The sequence below is a fragment of the Bradyrhizobium icense genome, from assembly GCF_001693385.1.
Lineage (GTDB): Bacteria > Pseudomonadota > Alphaproteobacteria > Rhizobiales > Xanthobacteraceae > Bradyrhizobium > Bradyrhizobium icense.
Genome location: NZ_CP016428.1, coordinates 1,134,471 through 1,155,985 on the forward strand (window position 1 = coordinate 1,134,471; position 21,515 = coordinate 1,155,985).

19 protein-coding genes are annotated in these 21,515 nt (G+C 62.3%); 10 read left to right on the forward strand and 9 right to left on the reverse strand.

What is annotated here, in order from left to right:
- The first annotated feature begins 118 nt into the window (after positions 1–118).
- Together LMTR13_RS05425 and LMTR13_RS05430 are read left to right on the forward strand one after the other, a co-directional pair.
- A complete protein-coding gene (locus LMTR13_RS05425; RefSeq protein WP_065726992.1) occupies positions 119–445 on the forward strand; it encodes a hypothetical protein in 327 nt (108 codons plus the stop codon).
- 62 nt (positions 446–507) lie between these two features.
- Positions 508–840 (forward strand): helix-turn-helix domain-containing protein, encoded by a 333-nt coding sequence (locus LMTR13_RS05430; RefSeq protein WP_065726993.1) that lies wholly within the window; start codon positions 508–510, stop codon positions 838–840.
- A 66-nt stretch (positions 841–906) separates the two neighbouring features.
- On the opposite strand, the gene LMTR13_RS05435 is transcribed toward LMTR13_RS05430, so the two are convergent.
- Entirely contained in the window at positions 907–1,461 is a 555-nt protein-coding gene (locus LMTR13_RS05435) for a hypothetical protein (protein ID WP_065726994.1), read from the reverse strand.
- A gap of 68 nt (positions 1,462–1,529) precedes the next feature.
- Here LMTR13_RS05435 and LMTR13_RS05440 point away from each other — a divergent pair, with 68 nt between their 5' ends.
- On the forward strand, positions 1,530–2,891 hold the full coding sequence (locus LMTR13_RS05440) for a YcaO-like family protein (protein WP_156795444.1): 1,362 nt from the start codon (positions 1,530–1,532) through the stop codon (positions 2,889–2,891).
- 39 nt (positions 2,892–2,930) lie between these two features.
- The gene (locus LMTR13_RS05445; RefSeq protein ID WP_065726996.1) at positions 2,931–5,039 is read left to right on the forward strand and encodes a BTAD domain-containing putative transcriptional regulator; all 2,109 of its coding nucleotides are present in this window, start codon (positions 2,931–2,933) and stop codon (positions 5,037–5,039) included.
- Between the two features lie 4 nt (positions 5,040–5,043).
- Here the strand turns inward: LMTR13_RS05445 and LMTR13_RS05450 are convergent, their stop codons facing one another.
- Together LMTR13_RS05450 and LMTR13_RS05455 are read right to left on the reverse strand one after the other, a co-directional pair.
- Entirely contained in the window at positions 5,044–5,454 is a 411-nt protein-coding gene (locus LMTR13_RS05450) for a hypothetical protein (protein WP_065726997.1), read from the reverse strand.
- 41 nt (positions 5,455–5,495) lie between these two features.
- Positions 5,496–7,235 carry a peroxidase family protein gene (locus LMTR13_RS05455; protein ID WP_065726998.1) on the reverse strand — a complete coding sequence of 580 codons (1,740 nt, stop codon included), beginning with the start codon at positions 7,233–7,235 and terminating at the stop codon, positions 5,496–5,498.
- A 407-nt stretch (positions 7,236–7,642) separates the two neighbouring features.
- Between LMTR13_RS05455 and LMTR13_RS05460 the strand changes: the two genes are divergently transcribed.
- Positions 7,643–8,518: a dihydrodipicolinate synthase family protein gene (locus LMTR13_RS05460; RefSeq protein WP_065726999.1), complete on the forward strand. Its 876-nt coding sequence runs from the start codon at positions 7,643–7,645 to the stop codon at positions 8,516–8,518.
- A 4-nt stretch (positions 8,519–8,522) separates the two neighbouring features.
- On the opposite strand, the gene ftsH is transcribed toward LMTR13_RS05460, so the two are convergent.
- Complete coding sequence (gene ftsH, locus LMTR13_RS05465; RefSeq protein WP_065727000.1) at positions 8,523–10,364, reverse strand: ATP-dependent zinc metalloprotease FtsH; 1,842 nt, start codon at positions 10,362–10,364, stop codon at positions 8,523–8,525.
- A gap of 335 nt (positions 10,365–10,699) precedes the next feature.
- Between ftsH and LMTR13_RS05475 the strand changes: the two genes are divergently transcribed.
- Both LMTR13_RS05475 and LMTR13_RS05480 read left to right on the forward strand, forming a co-directional pair.
- The gene (locus tag LMTR13_RS05475; RefSeq protein ID WP_065727002.1) at positions 10,700–11,800 is read left to right on the forward strand and encodes a S1C family serine protease; all 1,101 of its coding nucleotides are present in this window, start codon (positions 10,700–10,702) and stop codon (positions 11,798–11,800) included.
- A gap of 145 nt (positions 11,801–11,945) precedes the next feature.
- Positions 11,946–14,273, forward strand: coding sequence for a xanthine dehydrogenase family protein molybdopterin-binding subunit (locus LMTR13_RS05480; protein ID WP_065727003.1), 2,328 nt, complete (start codon positions 11,946–11,948; stop codon positions 14,271–14,273).
- A gap of 108 nt (positions 14,274–14,381) precedes the next feature.
- Here the strand turns inward: LMTR13_RS05480 and LMTR13_RS05485 are convergent, their stop codons facing one another.
- The 3 genes from LMTR13_RS05485 to LMTR13_RS05495 are packed head-to-tail and all read right to left on the reverse strand — an operon-like array spanning position 14,382 to position 17,597.
- A complete protein-coding gene (locus LMTR13_RS05485; protein WP_065727004.1) occupies positions 14,382–15,578 on the reverse strand; it encodes an acyl-CoA dehydrogenase family protein in 1,197 nt (398 codons plus the stop codon).
- Positions 15,579–15,591: 13 nt separating this feature from the next.
- Positions 15,592–16,725, reverse strand: coding sequence for an acyl-CoA dehydrogenase family protein (locus tag LMTR13_RS05490; RefSeq protein WP_065727005.1), 1,134 nt, complete (start codon positions 16,723–16,725; stop codon positions 15,592–15,594).
- 20 nt (positions 16,726–16,745) lie between these two features.
- Complete coding sequence (locus LMTR13_RS05495; protein WP_065727006.1) at positions 16,746–17,597, reverse strand: enoyl-CoA hydratase; 852 nt, start codon at positions 17,595–17,597, stop codon at positions 16,746–16,748.
- Between the two features lie 157 nt (positions 17,598–17,754).
- Here LMTR13_RS05495 and LMTR13_RS05500 point away from each other — a divergent pair, with 157 nt between their 5' ends.
- Genes LMTR13_RS05500 through LMTR13_RS05510 form a run of 3 tightly spaced genes read left to right on the forward strand, consistent with a single transcriptional unit; the run spans position 17,755 to position 19,761 of the window.
- Positions 17,755–18,363: a LemA family protein gene (locus tag LMTR13_RS05500; protein ID WP_065727007.1), complete on the forward strand. Its 609-nt coding sequence runs from the start codon at positions 17,755–17,757 to the stop codon at positions 18,361–18,363.
- Between the two features lie 20 nt (positions 18,364–18,383).
- Positions 18,384–19,262 carry a TPM domain-containing protein gene (locus tag LMTR13_RS05505; RefSeq protein WP_065727008.1) on the forward strand — a complete coding sequence of 293 codons (879 nt, stop codon included), beginning with the start codon at positions 18,384–18,386 and terminating at the stop codon, positions 19,260–19,262.
- Position 19,263: 1 nt separating this feature from the next.
- Positions 19,264–19,761 carry a TPM domain-containing protein gene (locus LMTR13_RS05510; RefSeq protein WP_065727009.1) on the forward strand — a complete coding sequence of 166 codons (498 nt, stop codon included), beginning with the start codon at positions 19,264–19,266 and terminating at the stop codon, positions 19,759–19,761.
- 380 nt (positions 19,762–20,141) lie between these two features.
- On the opposite strand, the gene LMTR13_RS05515 is transcribed toward LMTR13_RS05510, so the two are convergent.
- Positions 20,142–20,954, reverse strand: coding sequence for an MBL fold metallo-hydrolase (locus LMTR13_RS05515; RefSeq protein ID WP_065727010.1), 813 nt, complete (start codon positions 20,952–20,954; stop codon positions 20,142–20,144).
- Positions 20,951–21,325: a Crp/Fnr family transcriptional regulator gene (locus LMTR13_RS05520; RefSeq protein ID WP_065732447.1), complete on the reverse strand. Its 375-nt coding sequence runs from the start codon at positions 21,323–21,325 to the stop codon at positions 20,951–20,953. Before LMTR13_RS05520 ends, LMTR13_RS05515 begins: the two co-directional genes overlap by 4 nt.
- Positions 21,326–21,515: the final 190 nt, after the last annotated feature.

Here is a 21,515-nt window from a genome sequence, read left to right on the forward strand (position 1 = left end):
CACTAGCGATCACGCTGAAATCACGAGAGTCCACGCAGTGTTAACCTCGGGAGTTAGCTGCCAGAAAGCCGTCCAGCGCGGGGGGCCTGTGAGCTATCGCGAGGTACCGGGGGATGAAATGAGTGCGGAATCGGTCGTCTACTACCTAAATCGCGTGCCGGAGAGCGACCCGAATGACCAAACCGAGTGGCTTGTAACGGCGTTGGGGCGCTATACCGGCGCGGAACTGCGCGAACTGCTCTATGTAGCGGAAGAACCTGGATTCTTTGAATTGATGCGCGGGCTGTTTGCGCTTTCGGACGAGAGCCGTGCCGTCCTGCAGTATTTTCTCGAAACCGGTCATCCGCCGGCCATGAAGGCGGCGATTGACCCAAAGGGCCGGTTGACGATCGAGCACGCTAATGCCGAGCAGCCGGCAAAAGTGCTCCCTATGATCGCAAATTAGTTCCTGAATCCCCCTTAGGTTGTGTTAGGATACTCCCAACTTGAACAGTTGGGGGGCTGCCGATGGCGACGAGGAGGTCTGGCCCGCTTGATGCGATGGTGGGTGCCAGAATTCGTATGTTTCGGGTCAACCGCGGCATCAGCCAAACGATACTTGCGGAACGCATCGGCGTGACCTTTCAACAGGTACAGAAATACGAGCGGGGCGCCGACCGGGTTGGTGCCAGCCGGTTGGCGCAAATCGCTTCCGTGCTAGGCGTTTCGGTCAGTGAGTTGTTTGAATCTTCCCGGCCCGGATCTCCCGGCTTGAATTCACCGGTGCATTTGCTCGCCGAGCCGGGCGCCTTGCGCGTTCTCAAGGCCTATGATCGGCGGAGGTTTCCCTCGCGGGGATAGTCCTCCGTAGAAAAGACGTGCGGCAACCTCGCGCCGCCCGTTTCTGCCGGTAGTCCGATCGCGACTTCAGCCGGTCGCGCGAATCGCAAATCGCTCCGGCGGCCTGCTGCCGGGAATGAACTCGCCGATCCAGTCACGGCGCGTTGCTTCGATATGCCAGGACATCGCCTCAGCCGAATAGGGTGCCGGATCGGGAATGTCCTTGCGGATTTCCTTGCCGTCCAGCCAGCCGCAGCTGTGCGAGTAGCGCGTCTTGCAGACGAGATGGACATCGCCGTGATCCTGCAGCAGCACATATCCGTCGGCCGGAAAAAACGTGCCGGCAAGCTCGATCGCAGCAGGCAACTGGCGCACCAGCAGGAATGTGCTGGTGGATTGCGTCTCCGATTCGGAAACCAGCACGCCGACCAGGCTGTGTATTGGCGCAATCGCCTGCGGTGCAGCCAATGCGAGAGGCTCCGTGATTGGGCCGGCTGTCGCAATCGAAAGATATTCGCCCTCCGGCCCCCAACGGCAGGCGATCAGCCACTCGCGGCTGCGGCTACGAATCAAGGTCGGCTTGGCGTAATCCGATCGGGCAATATCTGCTGCCATGGCTATGACGAAGGCTTTCGCGAGCATAAGTTCCTCCAGGGTGAGGGCGGGCTGGCCTCACGTCCGGAGTCTGCGCGTCAAGTCGTGAGGTCACCGTGAGCGGCACCGAAAATTCGATGCAGGAATTGTTCGCGCGCGCTGCATCGTTGCTTCTTGGCAACGCTGTGGACGCGGCCGGCGATCACGATGCCAGACTCATCCTTCAGGCGCTGGAATATGCCGGGGAATCGAGCAGCGGGATTGATGCGCAGCTCGCGAATCGCGCTCATTTGCTGATCGCTGCTTCCCGATTTTCGCGTGTGTTCGAATTGGCCGCGCCCGATGCACCTGGCCTGATCAGTTTTGGTGCGCAATTCGATCCAGCGCTTGCCGATCCTTTGCATGACGGAAGCCCGATTGTCGGCGTTTCCGGCGTCGGTCTGACGCTGCAGGAAGCATTCCAAGGCTGCATCGGCGAGGGAGTCGAATATCTCTCTCAATTGCAGACCGGTACCGATTTATTGCTCAAACCCGGCGTCGATGAATGGGCCGGAAAGCTCGGTCCGAATGCGCTGGAGCTGGTCGCTGCCCTTTCAGAACGCCGCATGCAACCGGAGCGAGCGCTTTCCTGGTGTCGCGCAACGCGGCTGACCGATGGTGGCGAGGTGTTGCTTCCAGCGGATATTTGCCTGCGCCGTCCGTCGGCGCAACGCGACTGCGCGCCGCCATATCCCTTGAGCATCGGATCGGCCGCCGGTCCGTCACGGGATGCCGCAGCGCTGCACGGTCTCTTGGAGTTGATCGAACGCGATGCGGCCAGCCTGTGGTGGAGGGGCGGTCAATTGCCACGATCGATTCCGCTGCAGCATCGAGCAGGCTTCGTGGCGGAAGAGTTGTTGCAGAAGCTTCGGCACGGCGCATCGGCAGAGCGCCGGACATGGCTGCTCGATATCACGACAGATATCGGCGTGCCCTGCGTCGCGGCCGTCTCTTGCCGGGTAGACGGTTCCGGTTTTGCTTTCGGCCTCGCCGCGCGGCTGGCGCTCGAGGCTGCGGTCCGCTCCGCGATTATGGAAATGTGTCAGCTCGAACTGGCCGACGCCGTTGTTGCAACCAAACGCAGCGAGCGCGGAGAGAGTGCACTCAATGCGCAGGATCGCATCCACCTGCAGCGCGCGGCCATCGACGCCGGTCAGTGCAGACTGCTGCAGCCGGTCGCGGAGTACGCGGCCCATCTGCCTCTTCACGCAACTGAAGCGAGCGCCATATTTCGATTGATCGTACAGCGTTTGGAAAAACTGGGAATCGAGACGTTTTGCCTCGACCTCACCCGCGAGCGCTTCGCCGTTCAGGTGGTCCGCGTGATCGCCCCGGGGCTGCAACTCGAGCCGTCCGAAATCGTCACGACGAGGCTCCAGGATGCCGTTACGCGAACCGGTGGCGGCGCAACCTATACCGGGGGCATCCCTTTGATATAGACTGGCCGCAATTAACCAATCGGTTCCGGAAACCGTTGCATGCCGGCCAGTGCCAACGCCATGACAGCAGACAACGCCGCGGCGGCGCCCGAAAGCGCGCCGCGTCTGTCGGTATCGCTGGTCGGGCGGCTCGGCGTGCGGTTCAACGGCCGGCCGATCGAACTGCGAACCCGCAAGGCCGGCGCGGTCCTGAGTTATCTTGCGTTGTCGGAGGCGAAGCGGGAGAGCCGCGAACGGTTGGTGGGGCTGCTCTGGAGTCGTTCGGACGAGGAAAAGGCGCGAGCCTCGCTACGGCAGACCGTGCGCGAACTGCGCTCGATGCTCGAGGAGGCTGGCTATGATGGGTTTGTCGCGGAACGGCTGCTGATCGGCCTCGATGTCGGACGAATCGAAGTCGATATCGAAAGCGTGATTCAACTCGCCGAAGGCGGTCGCGTTCACCCGCTATTGCTCGACACCCCGCAGCTCGACGGGCGCTTGCTCGAAGGAATGGACGATCTCGATCCCTCGTTCCGGGTCTGGGTGCTGGCCAAGCGGCAGACCATCCATGAACGGCTGATGCGAAACCTCGACGAAGGCTTGACCTCCGCAAGCGTGCCCGCCGGCTCCAAGAAGAGGATCGCGGCCGCGATCGTCAATCTCGATCCGACCCATGAATACGCCTGCCGCTATCTGATGCGGGCGCATGCGGAAGAAGGCGATATTGCTGGCGCGCTGCGCATCTACAAGGCGCTGTGGGACCTGCTCGATCGCGACTACGCCATGGAGCCGTCGTCGGCCACCGAAGAACTCGTCGCCAACATCAAGCTCGGTATTCTGGAGCGCGCGCCGGCCGATCGGGCCGCCTCGGCAGCGAATGACGAATTCGCCGTCAGGACTGTCAGGGGGACCGCTCTCCAGCCGGTAGTCCCGATGTCGTCGCCGGTCAATGCACCTGCCAAGACGCGCCTGGTGCTGCGGCCCTTTGCGATGCACGGCGTCGACGAGGACCACAGCCATCTGGTGCAGGGGTTCTCCCAGCACCTTGCGGCCTGTCTCGTGCGCTTCCGGGAATGGAGCGTCGTCGATCGTCCTCCGGCGGCCGTCGTGCTTCCGGCGGGTACGTCTCCGCAATACTGCATCGAGACCACCGCCTACCAGGCGGGTGCCGAAATCAATATCGTGATGGTGCTGCGGGACGATACGACGGGAATCTATATCTGGAGCGAAAGCTTCCGATTAGGCCTCGGCAACTGGTTCGAAACGCAGCAGCGCATCATCCGCCGGATCGCAACCTCGCTGAACGTGCAGTTGTCGACCGAACGGCTGATGCGATTGGCTGGCGAGCCTGACGTATCGCTCGACCTGCATGACCGTTGGCTGCGCGGACAGAACCTCATGTCGAAGTTCGATCCCGAAAGCTGGCGGCGGGCGGTCGCCATCTTTCGCGATGCTATCCGCGACAATCCGGGCTTCTCGCCCTGCTACAGCAGCCTGGTGCAGATGAACAACATCGAGCATCTGGTGCATCCCGGGATCTTTCGCGATCTCGAAAAGGCCAAGGCCACCCTCGAACTGGCAAAGACCGCCGTTCAACTGGACCCGGTCGATTCCAGGGCGCATCTGTGCTGCGGCTGGTCCTACGTGATGGCGCTTCGAGAAGCCGAAGCTGCGCCGCATATGGCGCTTGCCTGCGAGCTCAATGACAACGACCCGTGGACGTTGCTGTCCAGCGCTCACTACGAGGTCTTTTGCGGATCGATCGAGCAGGCCCGGCTCAGGGCCGATCAAGCTTTGACCCTCTCACCCGCGCCTTCCTATCTCGAATGGGCTTATCACAGCACCGTGCGATTCTTCTGCGGCGACTATGAGGGGACTATCGAGGCGTGCGATCGCGCGCAGGGTATCAATAAGGTTCTACCGGCATGGCGGGCCGCCGCATTGTTCCGGCTCGGGGAACGCGTGCTGGCGCAGCAGGAAGTCCAGCGTTTCGTGAACGGCCTGCGCTCATTTTGGGTCGGATCGTCTCCTCCGACAGATGAGGCGGCGGCGCGCTGGGTCATGCAAGCGCATCCCATCAGCGTGAAGGAGCGATGGGAAGCCCTGCGCCAAAGTTTGCATGGCGGAGGGCTTCCTGTCGACGGCATCGTTCACCTAACGCGGAGCTAGATCATCAAGCGCAGTAGCTGATGGTGTAGTCGCCAATCCGCTCGGCGTGCACCTTGAATTTTTCGGCTTCCGGAATCATCGGATCCATCCCGTTGAACAGGCGCTTGTAGAACGGCGGAAGCGGATAGGTTGCGCCTGGCTTGCTGAGCTTCTCTTCGGAATCGGCGATCGCCGCGGCGGGCGGCAAGCGCACCACGATCGTGTCCAACTCCTGCTCGACGAATTTCACCTTCTTGAAGCGATCCGGCACGGTCATGAACACCTGAGCCCTGGCGAGTTGCTCCTTGAATTCCTCGACGGTGGTCGGGATCGGGTATTCGTTGTCGTCGTCAAGATAGTTCTTGCCGGTCGACCAAGTCTTTACGAGGTTGCCCCAACGCTCGTGGTTGGTCACTTGCATTCTTTCGAGGGCCATCGTTTCTACTCCTCCGGGTTGCGTGAGCGGAACAATTCCGCTCACAGAAATGCAGGCACGGCCTGCTGCAGCTCGGCAATTTCGGTGGTGAACTCCACCAACTGCGCCATGTTTGAGATGTCTGGAATGCCCTGAAGTACGTTCGTCAGGTAAAATTCGCGGGAAACGAGATCCAGTCGATCGGCGAGCGAGCCGCCGCCGGCCGGTGGCGAGACGCTCGCGAGCGCCCCGAATATCACTTCCGATACGATGATCGAACCGAGCAGCCCGAGCTGCAGGCCCTCCATCTGCTGCATTGCCTCGAACAGAATGAAGAACGGCAGCGGCGGATCATTCGAAAGGGTCTCGATGTCCTCGTCCGTCAGCGCGCCGTAGGTCGGTGCCGAGACGAGCCATTCGCGAAGCTGATTGACACGGTAGGCGCGGTCGGCAAGCAGGCGCGACATGGCGATGAAGTTCGGCCGCCTGGCACCGATCTCGGCAATCAATGCATCTACCGACCACATGCCGGCGAGGCCGGCGCCGAGCAGGTCGCGATAGAGCAGACCGACCCGTTCCGTCTCGTCGAACGCCGGAAAGATCTGGTCATTGCCGAGCCCATCGCTGAAATGTGGCCCGATGCGGCGGCTGAAATTCGGTGTTGATCCGTTGATCTCGAAAAAGCGCGACCATTGCACCATCCAGGTCTCGTCGAGCGGCATGTTTGCCGGGTCGTTGATCGAACTCTTTTCCAGCGTGTTGTTGAGGTCATGGAGCGACAGGTCGTTGATTTGGTATTCGGGCCGCACCATGGCGTGACCGAAGCGAAACGCACCATGCGAAAATTCGAACGGAATTTCCCAATCTCCGATCGCAAGACCGTCGGCCGATGCGAGGCGGTCGATGAAGTGCGGGGCAGGTCCGCTGTAGCTCGCGTAGATCGCCGGATGAATCACCCGTCGCATCAAGTCGTTGCGGATGATGCTGTGATAGATGGCTGTCAATGCGCCGCGGGCGCACAGGAAGCGTTTGTAGGCTGCGCCGAACCGGCCGTTCGGCCCGGCGTTGTCTTCCCGGCCGCGAATGACATCGACCAGTCCATTGTGCAGCAGCGCAAGCAGCGCTGTGAGTTGCGACATCACGGCGTGATCGTCGTTGCGCGGATCGGCTACCAGCGCTTCGGTGAGGGCAACGCGAACACCCGCAATGCTGCGATCGATGCCCGTGACGTTTTCGGCCTGGGTTCGCGCGATGTCGCGAAATGGGCAGCCGGTCGCCGGCTGCCTTTCCTTCCAGCGCATTCGCCCTAGCCGCAGCTTGGTGCGGCGGTCGTCGCTCGGTGCGTCGAGCGCATAGATGTGCGGCGATCCGACCGGGCCGCTGCCGTACAGCGTTTCCAGCCGAAGTGGCGTACGGCGGGCGTTGGTCGTCCCTCGGCCAAGCCCTCCCGCAACCGAAAGCGGAATCGCCGAGTGAACCAAATCATGCGCAATGAATTGCAGCAGATAGGTGTAGCCCGAGGGGATGAAGGGATTTTCCCAGTATTCTGCAGATCTAGCCTGTGGCGGCCATTTTATGACGGCATCCATCCGCCGTGACAGGCGATACATCAGTCCGCGAAGCTTTGCATCGTGTGACGGCGACTCGAGCGGGTCGATACCGAAGGCGCGGAAGCGCTGCGAAGGAGCCGGGGTGCCGAGTAAGTGACGAAAGCCGGGAGGCGTTGCCAACGAAATGGAGTCGCGCGTATCGAGTTCTGAAGTTCGGAACGAGGATGCGTCGGCCACCTTCTGCACAACCATCAGAACTGCTCTCGCTTGATCAATGCGGCGAGATTGGGAAGAAAGTCGTGAAATAATCGTGAGTTAAATCGTTAGAACCTGTGGACATCTGTGGACATCTTTTGGTCATTCTGTGGGCCGCTCACGCCTGTTTCACGATTGGTGACGCGGCGGCATGACCATCACGTAGTAGCGGCTGGCATAGAAGCGCGTGTGAAGCTGATTGAGGCAGCATCCTCGGCGCGCTATTTCGGCCAATGCGCGCGGTGATGATTGTCGTATCAGGAGCGGCGTGCGCTGCCGCGATCGATACTAGCATCAAGGCACGCAAGTGAGGGCAAACCCGGCGTGATGTTTGCGAACGTTGCCTTGGACCGGCATTCCGGATAGCCATGGCATTTACTTCCCGCTTGAGGCGCTTTCCTTCCATGGCTGACTTCCACGGCGTCTTTCCCTATCTCGTGTCACCGATCGGTGCTTCCGGCGAAATTCGCACCGAGGTGCTGGGCCGATTGTGCGACGACCTTATCATGGCAGGCGTGCATGGGCTGACGCCGCTAGGATCGACTGGTGAGTTCGCCTATCTCAACCAGGCGCAGCGTGCCAGCGTCGTGCAGGCCACAATCGAAGCGGCTGATGGCCGCGTGCCGGTGATCGCCGGCGTCGCCTCGACATCGACGGCGGATGCGGTGGCGCAGGCGAAGGTGTATCAAAAGCTCGGCGCCGACGGCATTCTCGCGATCATGGAGGCTTACTTCCCGGTTGCCGACGCGCAGGTCGAATCCTATTTCCGTGCCATTGCCGACGCGGTCGACATTCCTGTCGTGATCTACACCAATCCACAATTCCAACGCTCCGATCTCACGCTCGACGTGATCGCGCGGCTCGCGACCCATCCGCGCATCGGCTACATCAAGGACGCCTCCACCAATACCGGCCGGCTGCTGTCGATCATGAACCGTTGCGGCGACAGCATTAAAGTCTTCTCCGCATCCGCCCATATCCCAGCGGCGGTGATGCTGATCGGTGGAGTGGGCTGGATGGCCGGTCCCGCCTGCATCATCCCGCGGCAGAGCGTCGAACTCTACAATCTCTGCAAGGCGGCGCGCTGGGATGAGGCGATGGCGTTGCAGCGCAAGCTGTGGCGCATCAACGAGGCTTTTGCGCGGTTCAGCCTCGCCGCCTGCATCAAGGCCGGGCTCGACATCCAGGGTTACGCGGTCGGCGATCCCATCCCGCCGCAGGTGGCGCTGACGGCCGAGCAGCGCAAGGCGGTCGAGGCGGCGCTGCGCGACCTCGGATAAAGGCTTAGATCGCCCGCAGCGCCTCCTTCGGCGTTTCGCGTACCAGCGCTTCGAGGTCGCTCTGCTCCAAGGTTTCCTTCTCCAGCAATTTTTTCGCCGCGCGATCGAGGATTGCACGACGCGCCTTCAGGATGCCCTGCGCGCGGTCGAACACCCGATCGACGATCGCGCGAACCTCCTCGTCGACGGCTGCAGCGGTTTCATCGGCATAATCGCGCTCGCGCGTCGGGAATGGCCGATCGGTGCCGGCCAGGAAATTGCCGGGATCGCGCTCGTAGGCGACGCCGCCGAGTTTCTCGGACATGCCGTAGCGCGTCACCATGCTGCGGGCGATGTCGGTAACACGCCGAAGATCGTCGGCTGCACCGGTGGACAGGTGGCTGAACACGATCAATTCCGCCGCCCGGCCGCCGAGCAGCACCGCCATCTTGTTCTCCAGTTCCTCCTTGGTCATCAGGAAACGATCTTCGATCGGGCGTTGAATGGTGTAGCCAAGCGCGCCGACGCCGCGCGGGATGATCGACACCTTGTGCACGGGATCGACGCCGGGCAGCGACAGCGCGATCAAGGCGTGACCCATCTCGTGATAGGCGACGATCTCGCGCTCCTTGGGATTGAGCAGCCGGTTTCGCTTCTCCAGCCCCGCGACCATGCGCTCGACCGCGTTGTTGAAGTCGGTCATGGCAACTGCGCTGGCGCCGCGGCGTGTTGCAAGCAGGGCGGCTTCATTGACCAGGTTGGCGAGGTCGGCTCCCGTGAAGCCCGGCGTGAGCGCCGCAACTGCCTCGGGGTCGACGCTGGAATCAAGTTGCACCTTCTTCATATGCACCTTGAGAATTTCAACGCGGCCCTTCTTGTCGGGCCGGTCGACCAGCACCTGCCTATCGAAGCGGCCCGCGCGCAACAGCGCCGGATCGAGGATCTCCGGCCGGTTGGTCGCGGCCAGAATGACGAGGCCTGAACGGGAATCGAAGCCATCCAGCTCGACCAGGAGCTGATTGAGCGTCTGCTCCTTCTCGTCGTGGCCGCCCGCAAACGGCCCGATGCCACGGGCGCGGCCGAGCGCGTCGAGCTCGTCGATGAAGATGATGGCCGGCGCTTTCTGATGTGCCTGCTGAAACAGGTCGCGCACCCGCGCCGCGCCGACGCCGACGAACATCTCGACGAATTCCGAACCTGAAATCGAGAAGAACGGCACCTTGGCCTCGCCGGCCACTGCCTTGGCCAGCAGCGTCTTGCCAGTGCCGGGCGGGCCGACCAGCAGCACGCCCTTGGGCATGCGCCCTCCGAGCCGTCCGTAGTCGGTCGGATTTTTCAGGAAGTCGACGACCTCGCGCAGCTCGTCCTTGGCTTCGTCCACGCCGGCAACGTCGGAAAAATTCACGCCGGTATTGGACTCGACATAGATCTTGGCCTTGCTCTTGCCGATCGCCATCAGCCCGCCGCCAAGACCTCCGCCTTCTGCAGCGCGTTTGGCGATGTACCACCACAGGCCGAAGAACAGGAGCACCGGCATGACCCAGGACAGCAGGTCGCGCAGGAAAGTGCTCTCGATCTGGCCGGTGAATTTTACGTTATATTTCTCGAGCTCCTGTGCGGTCTCCTGATCGACGCGCGTGGTGACGAACTGCTTTTGTCCGCCGGACAGCGGCTCCTTCAAGGTGCCCTGCACGGTGCGGTCGGAGATGCCAACGGTCGCGACCTTTCCCTGCTTCAGCAATTGCTGATATTCGCTGTAGGGAATGATGGCGATCTGGCTTGCCGTGGAAACGAAATATTGAATAATGAAGACAGCAAAGATCGCGGCGATCGCATATCCGATATTGAAACGCGTCTTGTTGTTCATCTCGCAACTCCGGACGCCTTGTCGCAGGAAGCCGCATCGGGACCTTTGCCTGCTGGCCATGCCAGGCGCTCGATCAGGACCGGCGGCGCAATGACAGACTGCGGCTTTAGAACAATTAGAACGGCAGGATTTGGTTTCAAGCGCAGGCCGCGCTGCTTGCGCGACAAACCGTCATGCATAAATCACGTCAGCCGGTCGATTTTTGCCGTATAATTAAGTCTCTGAAAGTTCAGAAACTTTAGTCCGGCAAGGACGTTTGGTGGGTGATGATGATGCCCGGCCTGCTTACCTTCCGCATCGCGCTTTGCGCGATATCGATATCAAGTGAGTGATCGATGAATCGTCGCTTTGCGCTTTCTTTAGCCGCCATCGCAGCCGTACTGGTGGCGCTTACCCTCTCCAATATCCGCTACAGCCCGTGGACCAATACGGTCGCCCGCAGCGTCGACGAGCGGGGCCCACTGTCCGACGCCGAGCGCGCAAATATCGAGCTTTTCGAGCGGGTCTCGCCGTCTGTCGTGCAGGTCGCGGCGCGATCGGGTATCACCAATCCCTTCGCCGAAGACGAAGGCCCGGCAGCCTCGGGCCCGGCAGCCTCCGGCACTGGCTTTGTCTGGGACAGTAGCGGTCATGTGGTCACCAACAATCACGTCGTGCAAAATGGCCGCGAGGTAGCCGTTCGCTTCGCCTCAGGCGAGGTGGCCCAAGCTTCAATCGTCGGCGTCGCACCAAACTACGATCTGGCCGTGCTGCGGATCAGGAATCCGCGCCAGTTACCACCGCCGGTGGCGCTCGGCAGTTCTAACGACCTCAAGGTAGGCCAAATCGCATTTGCGATCGGCAACCCATTCGGACTGGATCAATCGCTGACGAGCGGAATCATCAGCGCGCTCAAGCGGCGGCTGCCGACCAGCAGCGGTCGCGAGATCGCCAACGTGATCCAGACCGACACCGCGATCAATCCCGGCAATTCCGGTGGTCCCCTTTTGGACTCGGCGGGACGGTTGATCGGCGTCAACACGGCCATCATCTCGCCCTCCGGCTCCAGCGCCGGCATCGGCTTCGCCATTCCAGCCGATATCGTCAATCGTGTCGTGCCCGAACTCATCAAGAATGGTCGAGTACCGACCCCGGGAATTGGTATCGTCGCCGCCGGTGAAGCCGTTGCGACGCGCATGGGCGTCGAAGGGGTGATCGTCGTGCGTACCGCGCCCGGAAGTCCGGCCGAACGGGCGGGCATCCGTGGCGTCGATTTCAGCTCGGGCGCGCTCGGCGACGTGATCGTTCAAGCCGATGGTAAGCCGGTTCACAGGCTCTCCGATCTGACCGACCAGATCGAGCAGGTCGGTGCAGGCAAAAGCGTGCGCATCACTTTGAAACGCGGTTCGGAAACGCGCGATGTCAACGTCGATATCGTGGATATCGGCCGCGGCTAATAGTCCCCTCTGAAGGCAGAATCATACCCGCTGCGGTGCTTGCGTCCGCAGCGCTGGCGCTCTTGTTGCAACAGGCTGAATGAGTTGTCTCGCGGCGAAAAACCGCTAAAACCCCGCTCAATCCGAACAAGCCAAGGACAAGGTGATGAACATTCTTCCCGGCAATATGCGTTTTGGTGCGGGCCAGCCGGTCAAGCGTTTGGAAGACCAGCGACTGCTCACCGGGAAGGGACAGTTCATCGACGACAAGCCCGAGGAGGGTGCGTTGTGGCTCTACGTGCTGCGGTCTTCCCATGCCCACGCCAAAATCGTCTCGATAGACACCGAAGCCGCCGTCGGGATGCCCGGTGTTGAAGCGATCTATACCGGGGCCGACCTGATCAAGGACGATATCGGCACCATCCCCACGCTTGCGATCTTCAAGCGGCCGGACGGCTCGCCGATGACGGTGCCGCCGCGACGTCTGCTCGCGCATGAAGTTGTCCGTTATGCCGGCGAGGCGGTGGCGGCTGTGGTCGCGACATCGCGCGTACTGGCGCAGACCGCGGCCGAAGCCATCTCGGTTGATTACGAGGTGCTGCCCTCGGTGGTTGACCCCGTCGAGGCGGTGAAGCCCGGCGCACCCATGGTATGGCCCGAAGCGCCCGACAACATCGTGGCGGCCATGAGCTACGGCGACGCGGCCAAGGTCGAGGAAGCCTTTGCCAATGCCGCGCATAAAGTCTCGCTCGATCTGGTCAGCCAGCGGCTGGTCCCCTCCGCCATGGAGCCTCGCTCGACGATCGCCGAGATCGAAAAGAAGACCGGCCGGTTGATCCTGCACGTGCAGTCGCAAACCCCTGGCTCGACCCGGGACCTGCTTGCGGAATCCATTCTCAAGCGGTCGAAGGAAAGCGTGCGCGTGCTGGTCGGCGACATCGGCGGCGGCTTCGGCCAGAAGACCAGCCTTTATCCCGAGGACGGCATCGTTGCTTACGCCGCGACCAAGCTGAACAAGAAGATCCGCTGGCGCGGCGATCGCACCGACGAGTTCGTCGGCGGCACCCATGGCCGCGATCTGACCTCGACCGGCGAATTCGCGCTCGACGCCAAGGGCCGCGTGCTCGCCTACCGCGTGCGTTCGATCGGCGGCACCGGAGCGTACTCGTCGGGGACCGCGAACATCATTCCGCTGGTGCTCGGGCCCTTCGTGCAGACCGGCGTCTACGATCTGCCGCTGGTGCATTTCGAGGTGAAATCGGTGATGACCAACACCGCACCCGTCGGCGCCTATCGCGGCGCGGGCCGGCCGGAAGCGGTATTCATCGTCGAGCGGCTGATGGATGCGGCGGCGCGTCAGATCGGCATCGATCCGCGTACCATCCGCAAGCTGAACTATATCAAGCCCGCGCAACTGCCTTATACCAATGCGGTCGGGCAAGTTTACGATTCCGGCGCCTTCGCGCAGATGCTGTCGCGCGCCTCGGAGCTCTCGGACTGGGATGGTTTTAACGCGCGTAAGAAGGCGGCCAAGAAGAAAGGCCTGCTCTATGGCCGCGGCCTCACCAGTTATATCGAATGGACCGGTGGGCGCGCGCACACCGAAAAGGTCAGCCTGCACGCGACCGCGGAAGGCCGCATCATCCTGCATTCCGGTACCATGGCGATGGGGCAGGGCCTGCAGACCACTTACACGCAAATGGTGTCCGATACGCTCGGAATTCCCGTGGACAAGATCGACGTCGTGCAGGGCGACACCGATCTCGCCACCGGCTTCGGCAGCGTCGGTTCGCGCTCGCTGTTTGTCGGCGGCACGGCAGTTGCGGTTTCGACCAACGACATGATCCAGAAGGCGCGCGAGAAGGCCTCGAATGTGCTGGAAACGTCCATCGAGGATATCGAATATCGCGACGGCTGGCTGACCGTGGTCGGCACCGACAAACGCATCAGCCTGTTCGAGATTGCGAAGAACGAAGACGGCGCGCGGCTTAGCGTCGATTCCGAGGGCGAAGTCGACGGGCCGAGCTGGCCGAACGGCACCCATATCTGCGAGGTCGAGATCGATCCCGACACCGGGGTGAGCAAGGTCGTGCGTTACACCACCGTCGATGACGTGGGCATCGCGGTCAATCCGATGCTGGTGACCGGCCAGGTGCATGGCGGCGTTGCCCAAGGCATCGGGCAGGCGCTGTACGAGGGCGTCGCCTACAGCGAGGAAGGTCAGCTATTGACCGCGAGTTACCAGGACTATTGCGTGCCGCGCGCCGACGACATTCCGCCGATCGCCGTGACGCTGGACGATTCCGCGCCGTGCCGCACCAATCCGCTCGGCGCCAAGGGCTGCGGCGAATCCGGCGCCATCGGCGGCCCACCCTGCGTCACCAACGGTGTGATGGATGCCTTGAGCGAACTCGGCATCAAGCAGCTCAATACCCCGCTGACGCCGGCGAAGGTCTGGCAGGCGATAAGGGATGCGAGGGCGGCGGTAGCTTAGACGCGTTCTCTCAACCTGTCATTCCGGGGCTCGCGTTAGCGAGAACCCGGAATCTCGAGGTTCCGGGTTCGATGCTACGCATCGCCCCGGAACGACGGTGCAAGTGGTCTACAGCCCCAGCACCATCTTCGCGACGATGTCCCGCTGAATCTCCGACGAGCCGCCGAAAATCGTATACGCCCGGCCGTTGAGATATTCCGGCACGACTGGAAGCAGCTCCTCGGGGATTCCTGGCGTCTCGTTGAGCCGATAGAGCGGCCGCACCGGCTCGACATAGAGGCCGTCATTGCCGATCACGTCGACGCCGAGCCGCGTCACCGCCTGGCGGATTTCGCTGACGCGCAATTTTAAGAGCGACGACACCGCGCCGGGATTTTGTCCGGTCTGCAATGCCGACAGCACACGCAGCTCGGTCATCTCCAGCGCGTCGATATCGACCTCGATCTCGGACATCCGCACCGCGATGTCGGGATCGTCGATGGCGCGGCCGGTCGCGTCAGATTCGGCAAGATTGGAAATCGTCTTCAGCGCATCGCGCAGTTTCGCCGAGGCGATGCCGGAGCCGCGCTCGAACTCGAGCAGATACTTGCCGTAGGTCCAGCCCTTGCCTTCCTCGCCGACTCGATTGGCCACAGGCACGCGCACGTCGTCGAAGAACACCTGGTTGACCTCGTGGTCGCCGCCGATGGTCAGGATCGGCCGCGTCGTGATCCCCGGGGTGTTCATGTCGATCAGGACGAAGGAGATGCCGTCCTGCTGCCGCTCGGTCTCGTTGGTGCGCACCAGCGCGAACATGCGGTTGGCATGGTGGGCATGCGTGGTCCAGATCTTGGTGCCGTTGATGATGTAGTCGTCGCCGTCCCGCACGGCGCGGGTTTTCAGCGAAGCGAGGTCGGAGCCGGAGCCCGGCTCGGAATAGCCCTGGCACCAATAGTCCTCGCCGGAGAGAATCCGCGGCAGATAGTAGTTCTTCTGCTCAGGCGAGCCGAAGCCGATGATGACGGGGCCGACCATCTTGACGCCCATGACGTTCACATTGGGCACGCCGGCGCGGGCGCATTCGGTCTCAAAAATCCAGCGTTGCGCCGGTGTCCAGTCCGGCCCGCCATGGTCCACCGGCCAGCCCGGCGCGCCCCACCCTTTCTTGTGCAACGCGCGTTGCCAGACCATGCCGATATCGGGATCGGAGAACACCGAGGGCGTCAGCGCGGTGGCGCGCTTCATTTCCGGCGTGAGGCTTGCCGCGATGAAGTCGCGTACCTCTTTTTCGAAAGCGCGCTCTTCGGCGCTGAAAGTGAGATCCATCTGGCGCTCCTGTTCAGACGTGGACGTCACGGCCGCCGAGGGCGGCGTGACGGCGATAATGATGGGCGCTGCCGCCGAACAGCGTGTCGAAGGCAAGCAGCCGCTTGAAGTAGGAGCCGATGTCGAGCTCCTCGGTAACGCCCATCGCGCCGTGAAGCTGCACCGACTGTTCGGCGACGAAGCGTGCGCATTTGCCGATCTTGGCTTTCGCCCCCGAGGCGGCACGGCTGCGCGCCACCGGCTCGGCGTCGGCCATCAGTGCCGCGCGCAGTGCCATCGAGCGCGCCTCGTCGCACTGCATGGCCATGTCGGCCAGGCGATGGCGGATCACCTGATTGGCGGACAGCGGCCGGCCGAACTGCTTTCGTATCTTGGTGTATTCCAGCGTCTGGTCGAGCAGCGTTTGCATGATGCCGACGGCCTCAGCGCCAAGCGCGGCCATCGCGCGATCGACCGCCGCTTCGATTGCGGGCAGCGCATCGCTGCCGTCGCCGAGCAGGGCATCGGCGGGAAGCTGCACATCGCTGAGTTCGAGGTTGCAGGCGCGGCCGCCGCCGAGGCGGGGGAAGTCGCGTGAGGCCAAGCCAGGTGCGCCGCGCGGCACCATGAAAAGACCAATCTTGCCGCCATCGATGCGCGCCGAGACGACGATCTGCCCGGCGGCATTGCCGTCGAGCACGGCGGTCTTCTGTCCATCGATGCGCCAGCCGTCAGGTGTTTTCTTCGCCGTGGTAGCTATCTTGGCAAGATCGTAGCGCGCCTGTCGTTCGGAATGCGCGAATGCCAGAATCAGTGAACTATCAGCAATTTTTGGCAATAACGCCTGCTTCTGTGTTTCCGTGCCGCACTCCGAAATCAGCGAAGCGCCGATGACGACGGTGGAGAGATAAGGTTCGGTAACGAGGCCGCGGCCGAACGCTTCCATCAGGATACCGATCTCGATGGCGCCGCCGCCGAGCCCGCCATGGGCTTCGGGTATCGGTAGCGCCAGCCAGCCGAGATCGGCGAACTGCTTCCAGATTTCGGCGCTGAAGCCGAGCGGATCGTTGGCGATCTTTCGGCGGTGATCGGCGGTGTAAGTCTCGTTGACGAAGCGGTCGGCACTCTCGCGCAGCAGCCGCTGCTCGTCGCTCAAAGTGAGGTCCATCTGTTGTTTCTTTGCTTTCTCTATTTCACTTGCGCCGATTTTCGAACCGAAGGATGGAGACCCGCAGGGTCAACCACCATTCCGAATTCCTGCAAATTATGCGCGTGGCAGAGCTGATGCAGCGCGAATGCCTGTTCGATGGCTGCGGGCTGCCCCATCACATCGACCGAGCGATTGACCGCTTCCTTGGTCAGTTTCAGCGCGAAGGAAGGTTTTGCTGCGATCCTTTCAGCAAGCTTCATCACGAAGGAAGAGAGCTCGTCCCGCGGCACCACGTGATTGACCATGCCGAGCCGGTGCGCTTCCTCCGCGCTCCAGACGTCGGCCGTGAACAGCAATTCCTTGGCCTTTCGCGGGCCGAGCTCCCAGGGATGCACGAACCACTCGACACCGCAGACGCCCATGGTGACCACGGGATCGCAGAACTCGGCTTCACTGCTTGCGACGATGAGATCGCAGGCCCACGCCAGCATCAACCCGCCGGCGATGCATTTGCCGTGCACTTCGGCAATCGTCGGTTTTGCGAGGTTGCGCCAGCGCCGCGTGATCTGCAGATAGATTTCCTGCTCACGCGCAAAGCGGCCGTGGGCGTTGGGTTCGGCGAACCCGCCCCAATTTCCGACCGGCGGAAAATCTACGCCGGCACTGTTCTTGGTCCCGGGCCGCAGATCATGCCCGGACGAAAAATGCGGCCCATTGCCCGCGAGGATGATGACCTTGATCGCGTCGTCCTGCACCGCCAGGTCGAAGGCGGCGTTGAGGTCGTAGGTCATCTGCAGGTTCTGCGCGTTGCGCGCCTCGGGCCGGTTCATGACGATCCGCGCGATGCGCGGCTCCGGCCGCTCCACGACGATGGTCTCGAACGTGGTCATGGGCTCTCCCTATATTGTTATCGAGCCATGTTGTTATTTCAGCGCACGTTAGGCAAGTGCCGTTGCCCGCAAATTCGAGCCAACGCAGGCGAGCGCCCGCATACCGCACGCAACCATTCTGGTATGTTAGCGTTTGATTTTTCTTTGGGAGAGTTCAATGCGCAGACTATGGACCGTGCTGGCGGCGCTGGCGACACTGAGTCTGACCAATTGCGGCTATAACGCGATCCAGACCAATGACGAGCAGGTCAAGTCGGGTTGGTCGGAAGTGGTCAACCAATACCAGCGCCGCGCCGATCTGGTGCCCAACCTCGTCAACTCGGTGAAGGGCTTTGCGCAACAGGAAAAGGACGTGCTGCTCGGCGTCACCAATGCCCGCGCCAAGGTCGGCAGCATACAGGCGACGCCCGAGGTGCTGAACGATCCCGCCGCGTTCCAGAAATTCCAGGCCGCGCAGGGCGAACTCACGAGCGCGCTTTCGCGGCTATTGGTCGTCACCGAAAACTATCCGCAGCTCAAATCGGACGCGCTGTTTCGCGATCTGATGGCACAGCTCGAAGGTACCGAAAACCGCATCACGGTGGCGCGCAACCGCTACATCAAGGCGGTACAGGACTATAACGTCGGCATCCGTACCTTCCCGAACAATCTGACGGCGATGGCGTTCGGCTACAAGGAGAAGCCGAATTTTGCGGTCGAGAACGAGAAGGCGATCTCGACGGCGCCGAAGGTGGATTTCAACCCGACGCCGGCGCCCGCCAAGTAGCGGCTGCAAAGGCCACTGCGATGAATGCTGCAAGAGCTACCCTGCTTGCGCTGCTGCTGTGCTGGGCCTCTTCCGCACTGGCACTCGTCGCGGTGCCGCCCTTGAGCGGACGGGTTGTCGATCAGACCGGCACGCTCACCGCCGGCGACGTCGCCGCGCTGACGCAGCGGCTGAAAGATCTCGAGACGCGAAAGGGCAGCCAGATCGCGGTGCTGATCGTGCCGACAACGGACGGCGAGGCCATCGAGCCATTCGCGCTCCGCGTTGCCGAAGCCTGGAAGGTCGGCCGCAAGAAGATCGACGACGGCGCGCTTCTCGTGATCGCCAAGAACGATCGTCGCTTGCGGATCGAGGTCGGCTACGGCCTCGAGGGCGCGCTCACCGACGCCACCACCAAGCGTATCATCGACGAGGATATCACGCCGAAATTCAAGAGCGGCGATTTCGCCGGCGGCGTTTCGGCGGGCGTTATCAGGATGATCGGGGTCGTCAATGGCGAGAAACTGCCGGAGCCGGAGCCGCCGCACTGGCAAAATGTTGGCCTGCTCGGCAATATCGATCCGTTCAACCCGCTCATCCTCGGCTTCGTATTCGTTGTCGGCGGCGCACTACGGGCTGCGCTCGGCCGTCTCGTCGGCTCGGCGACAGCCGGCGGTTTCGTTGGATTTCTCGCCTGGCTCTTCGTCGGCGACATCGGGGCAGCTTTGGCCGTCGGCGTGTTGGCTTTCCTGATCGCGGCATTCATCGATCTGATGCCGTCCGGCGGTGGCCGCACGGGAGGGAGCTGGTCAAGCGGAGGCAGCGGTTGGGGACGTGGCCGCAGCGATTCGGGCGACAGCGGCAGTTTCAGCGGCGGCGGTGGCAGCTTTGGCGGCGGCGGCGCATCCGGGAGCTGGTAACATGAGCATCAGGCGCATCGGCAGGCATCTCCTCGAACACCGCTGGCGGCTGCGGCGCATCTTTCCGCCGGCGTCGTTGGCGCGGATCGAACAGGCGATCAAGGTGGGCGAGGCCACTCATTCCGGACAGGTTCGTTTCGTCGTCGAAGGCGCGCTCGACGGCGCACCGCTGTTCCGCAACCAGCCGGCGCGCGAGCGAGCGCTGGATGTGTTTTCTCAGCTCCGCGTCTGGGACACCGCGCACAACAACGGCGTTCTGATCTATCTCCTGCTCGCCGATCACGACGTCGAGATCGTCGCCGACCGCGGTATCAACGCCAAGGTCGGCGCGGCCGGCTGGGAAGAGATCTGCAAGCAGATGGAAACGGATTTCAGGGCAGGCGATTTCGAACCCGGCGTGATCAAGGGCGTTGAGGCCGTATCGCGCCAGTTGGCGACGCATTTTCCGAAGGCTGGCGGCGGGGCAAATGAGCTGCCGGACGCGCCGGTCGTGATGTAACTCGTCACCACTACCCTAAACCAATGGATAGTCGACTCCATCCGTTTCCATAGTGTGAACCTACCACGGGACGGTTTGGCCATACCTGCATGCAATGGCATCAGCCGGCACTGGGTGTTACAGAGACGCAGCAAGCGGGAATGCAAAGCAGCGGAACCGGACCTGCGAGCCGGCAGTTGCAAGACAAGGTCGGCGGCGTAACGCCCGCCGGCCTTTCTCTTGAGCGAGCGCAAGCTGCGCTTCTCGACATTTAAGGGATCACGCCTCACCGAAGGCCGTTCGCCCACCCGCGCCATCCAGGGCACGATGTTGGTGTTGGCGGGGTTCAGCGGCTGGCCGACCTGGCCGGCGAAATCGAGCCAGCCATAGAGCAAGCGGGCCTAGTTGTCGTCGAGCTTGTTGAGGTCGCGCACCGACTGCATGATCGGCTCGAAATTCGCCCGTGCATCCAGTGCGTCGAACAATTGCGCGGTGTCCGACAATAATCCGTGCGAGCGCTGGATCGCGATCCGCACGTCCTCCTGCGGCGTATCGGACAGCCGTCCGTGGCCCGACAGCAGGATCTTTGAGTTCAGCCCCTTCAACCGCTCCAGCGACTGGATGTAGTCGGCAATGCTGCCCGAGCCGAACACGCCGCCCATCACACCGCCGGGCATCAGCGTGTCGGAGGCGAACAACAGCCCCTTGTCCTGGTCGAACAGGGTGATGCAGGCCGAGGTATGGCCGGGCGTGTGCATCACGTTGAGCCGGAAATTGCCGAGGTCGATCAAGTTACCTTCCTCCAGCCAGAGGTCGATGTTGATCGGCACGTTCGGCTCGTTGAACATCTTGCGCAGCATCGAGAAGTCGTCGCGTAGCATGATCTTGTTGGCGGCGAGCCTGTGCGCGGCGATGAAGGCGCGGCCGTGGAAATGATGGGCCGCGCCGATGTGGTCGAGGTGCTCGTGGCTCAGCACGACCATGTCGATCTTCTCCGGCGGACAGCCGAGGTGGTCGAGGCACGTCAGCAGGTGCGGATAGTTCGAGGACAGCCCGACATCGATCAGGATGGTGCGCGAGCTGCCACGCACCAGATAGGCGTTCGCCGCGCGGTTCTTGAATCGTACCTGATAAACATCCTCGGCGGCCTGAATCAGCGTACAGACATCGCTGTCGAGCAGCGTCTTGAAGGGGCTTGGTCTGCGCTCGCTCATGAACCGCCCGCGGCTCTGTAGGTGATCGTGTTGGACGCCCGCAGCCGCTTGCTGAGCGCATCCATGATCATCAGCGCAAAGGCCGGCTGCTGGCTGACCAGGTAGACGAAGCGGGCGTGATTGATCCGCATCACGCGGGTGTTTGGGGCGGCCGCAATGGCCGTTGCCGATCGCGACGAGCCGTCGATGACCGCCATCTCGCCGAAGAACTCGCCCTTGCCGAGCGCGGCGATCACCGTCTTTCCGGTGCCGTTCATCTTGGCGATCTCGACCTTGCCGTCGAGCACGACGAACAGTTCCCTCCCGGTCGAGCCTTCCTCAAAAATGACGTCATCTACATCAAACTCGTTGATGCATTTCTCGATGGTCATGGTGGCCCCCTGCCTTTCCGGGCTGGTCGGTTGCATCCATGTTAGTCGGGAAACGGACCGGCGCAAACGGAACCACGGATGCCGCAGGGCAGCATAGGAGACGTGAGTCCGGACGGCCGTGTACCGGCCAAAACCGGCCCGGATGAGTTCCTAAAATTTCGGTAAGGCCCGGGCCGGTAACGATTTGGCA

Coding starts and splice junctions, on each gene's coding strand:
- LMTR13_RS05425 (WP_065726992.1), top strand. CDS start 119: ATGAGTGCGGAATCGGTCGTCTACTACCTAAATCGCGTGCCGGAGAGC.
- LMTR13_RS05430 (WP_065726993.1), top strand. CDS start 508: ATGGCGACGAGGAGGTCTGGCCCGCTTGATGCGATGGTGGGTGCCAGA.
- LMTR13_RS05435 (WP_065726994.1), bottom strand. CDS start 1,461: ATGCTCGCGAAAGCCTTCGTCATAGCCATGGCAGCAGATATTGCCCGA.
- LMTR13_RS05445 (WP_065726996.1), top strand. CDS start 2,931: ATGCCGGCCAGTGCCAACGCCATGACAGCAGACAACGCCGCGGCGGCG.
- LMTR13_RS05450 (WP_065726997.1), bottom strand. CDS start 5,454: ATGGCCCTCGAAAGAATGCAAGTGACCAACCACGAGCGTTGGGGCAAC.
- LMTR13_RS05455 (WP_065726998.1), bottom strand. CDS start 7,235: ATGGTTGTGCAGAAGGTGGCCGACGCATCCTCGTTCCGAACTTCAGAA.
- LMTR13_RS05460 (WP_065726999.1), top strand. CDS start 7,643: ATGGCTGACTTCCACGGCGTCTTTCCCTATCTCGTGTCACCGATCGGT.
- ftsH (WP_065727000.1), bottom strand. CDS start 10,364: ATGAACAACAAGACGCGTTTCAATATCGGATATGCGATCGCCGCGATC.
- LMTR13_RS05475 (WP_065727002.1), top strand. CDS start 10,700: ATGAATCGTCGCTTTGCGCTTTCTTTAGCCGCCATCGCAGCCGTACTG.
- LMTR13_RS05480 (WP_065727003.1), top strand. CDS start 11,946: ATGAACATTCTTCCCGGCAATATGCGTTTTGGTGCGGGCCAGCCGGTC.
- LMTR13_RS05485 (WP_065727004.1), bottom strand. CDS start 15,578: ATGGATCTCACTTTCAGCGCCGAAGAGCGCGCTTTCGAAAAAGAGGTA.
- LMTR13_RS05490 (WP_065727005.1), bottom strand. CDS start 16,725: ATGGACCTCACTTTGAGCGACGAGCAGCGGCTGCTGCGCGAGAGTGCC.
- LMTR13_RS05495 (WP_065727006.1), bottom strand. CDS start 17,597: ATGACCACGTTCGAGACCATCGTCGTGGAGCGGCCGGAGCCGCGCATC.
- LMTR13_RS05500 (WP_065727007.1), top strand. CDS start 17,755: ATGCGCAGACTATGGACCGTGCTGGCGGCGCTGGCGACACTGAGTCTG.
- LMTR13_RS05505 (WP_065727008.1), top strand. CDS start 18,384: ATGAATGCTGCAAGAGCTACCCTGCTTGCGCTGCTGCTGTGCTGGGCC.
- LMTR13_RS05510 (WP_065727009.1), top strand. CDS start 19,264: ATGAGCATCAGGCGCATCGGCAGGCATCTCCTCGAACACCGCTGGCGG.
- LMTR13_RS05515 (WP_065727010.1), bottom strand. CDS start 20,954: ATGAGCGAGCGCAGACCAAGCCCCTTCAAGACGCTGCTCGACAGCGAT.
- LMTR13_RS05520 (WP_065732447.1), bottom strand. CDS start 21,325: ATGACCATCGAGAAATGCATCAACGAGTTTGATGTAGATGACGTCATT.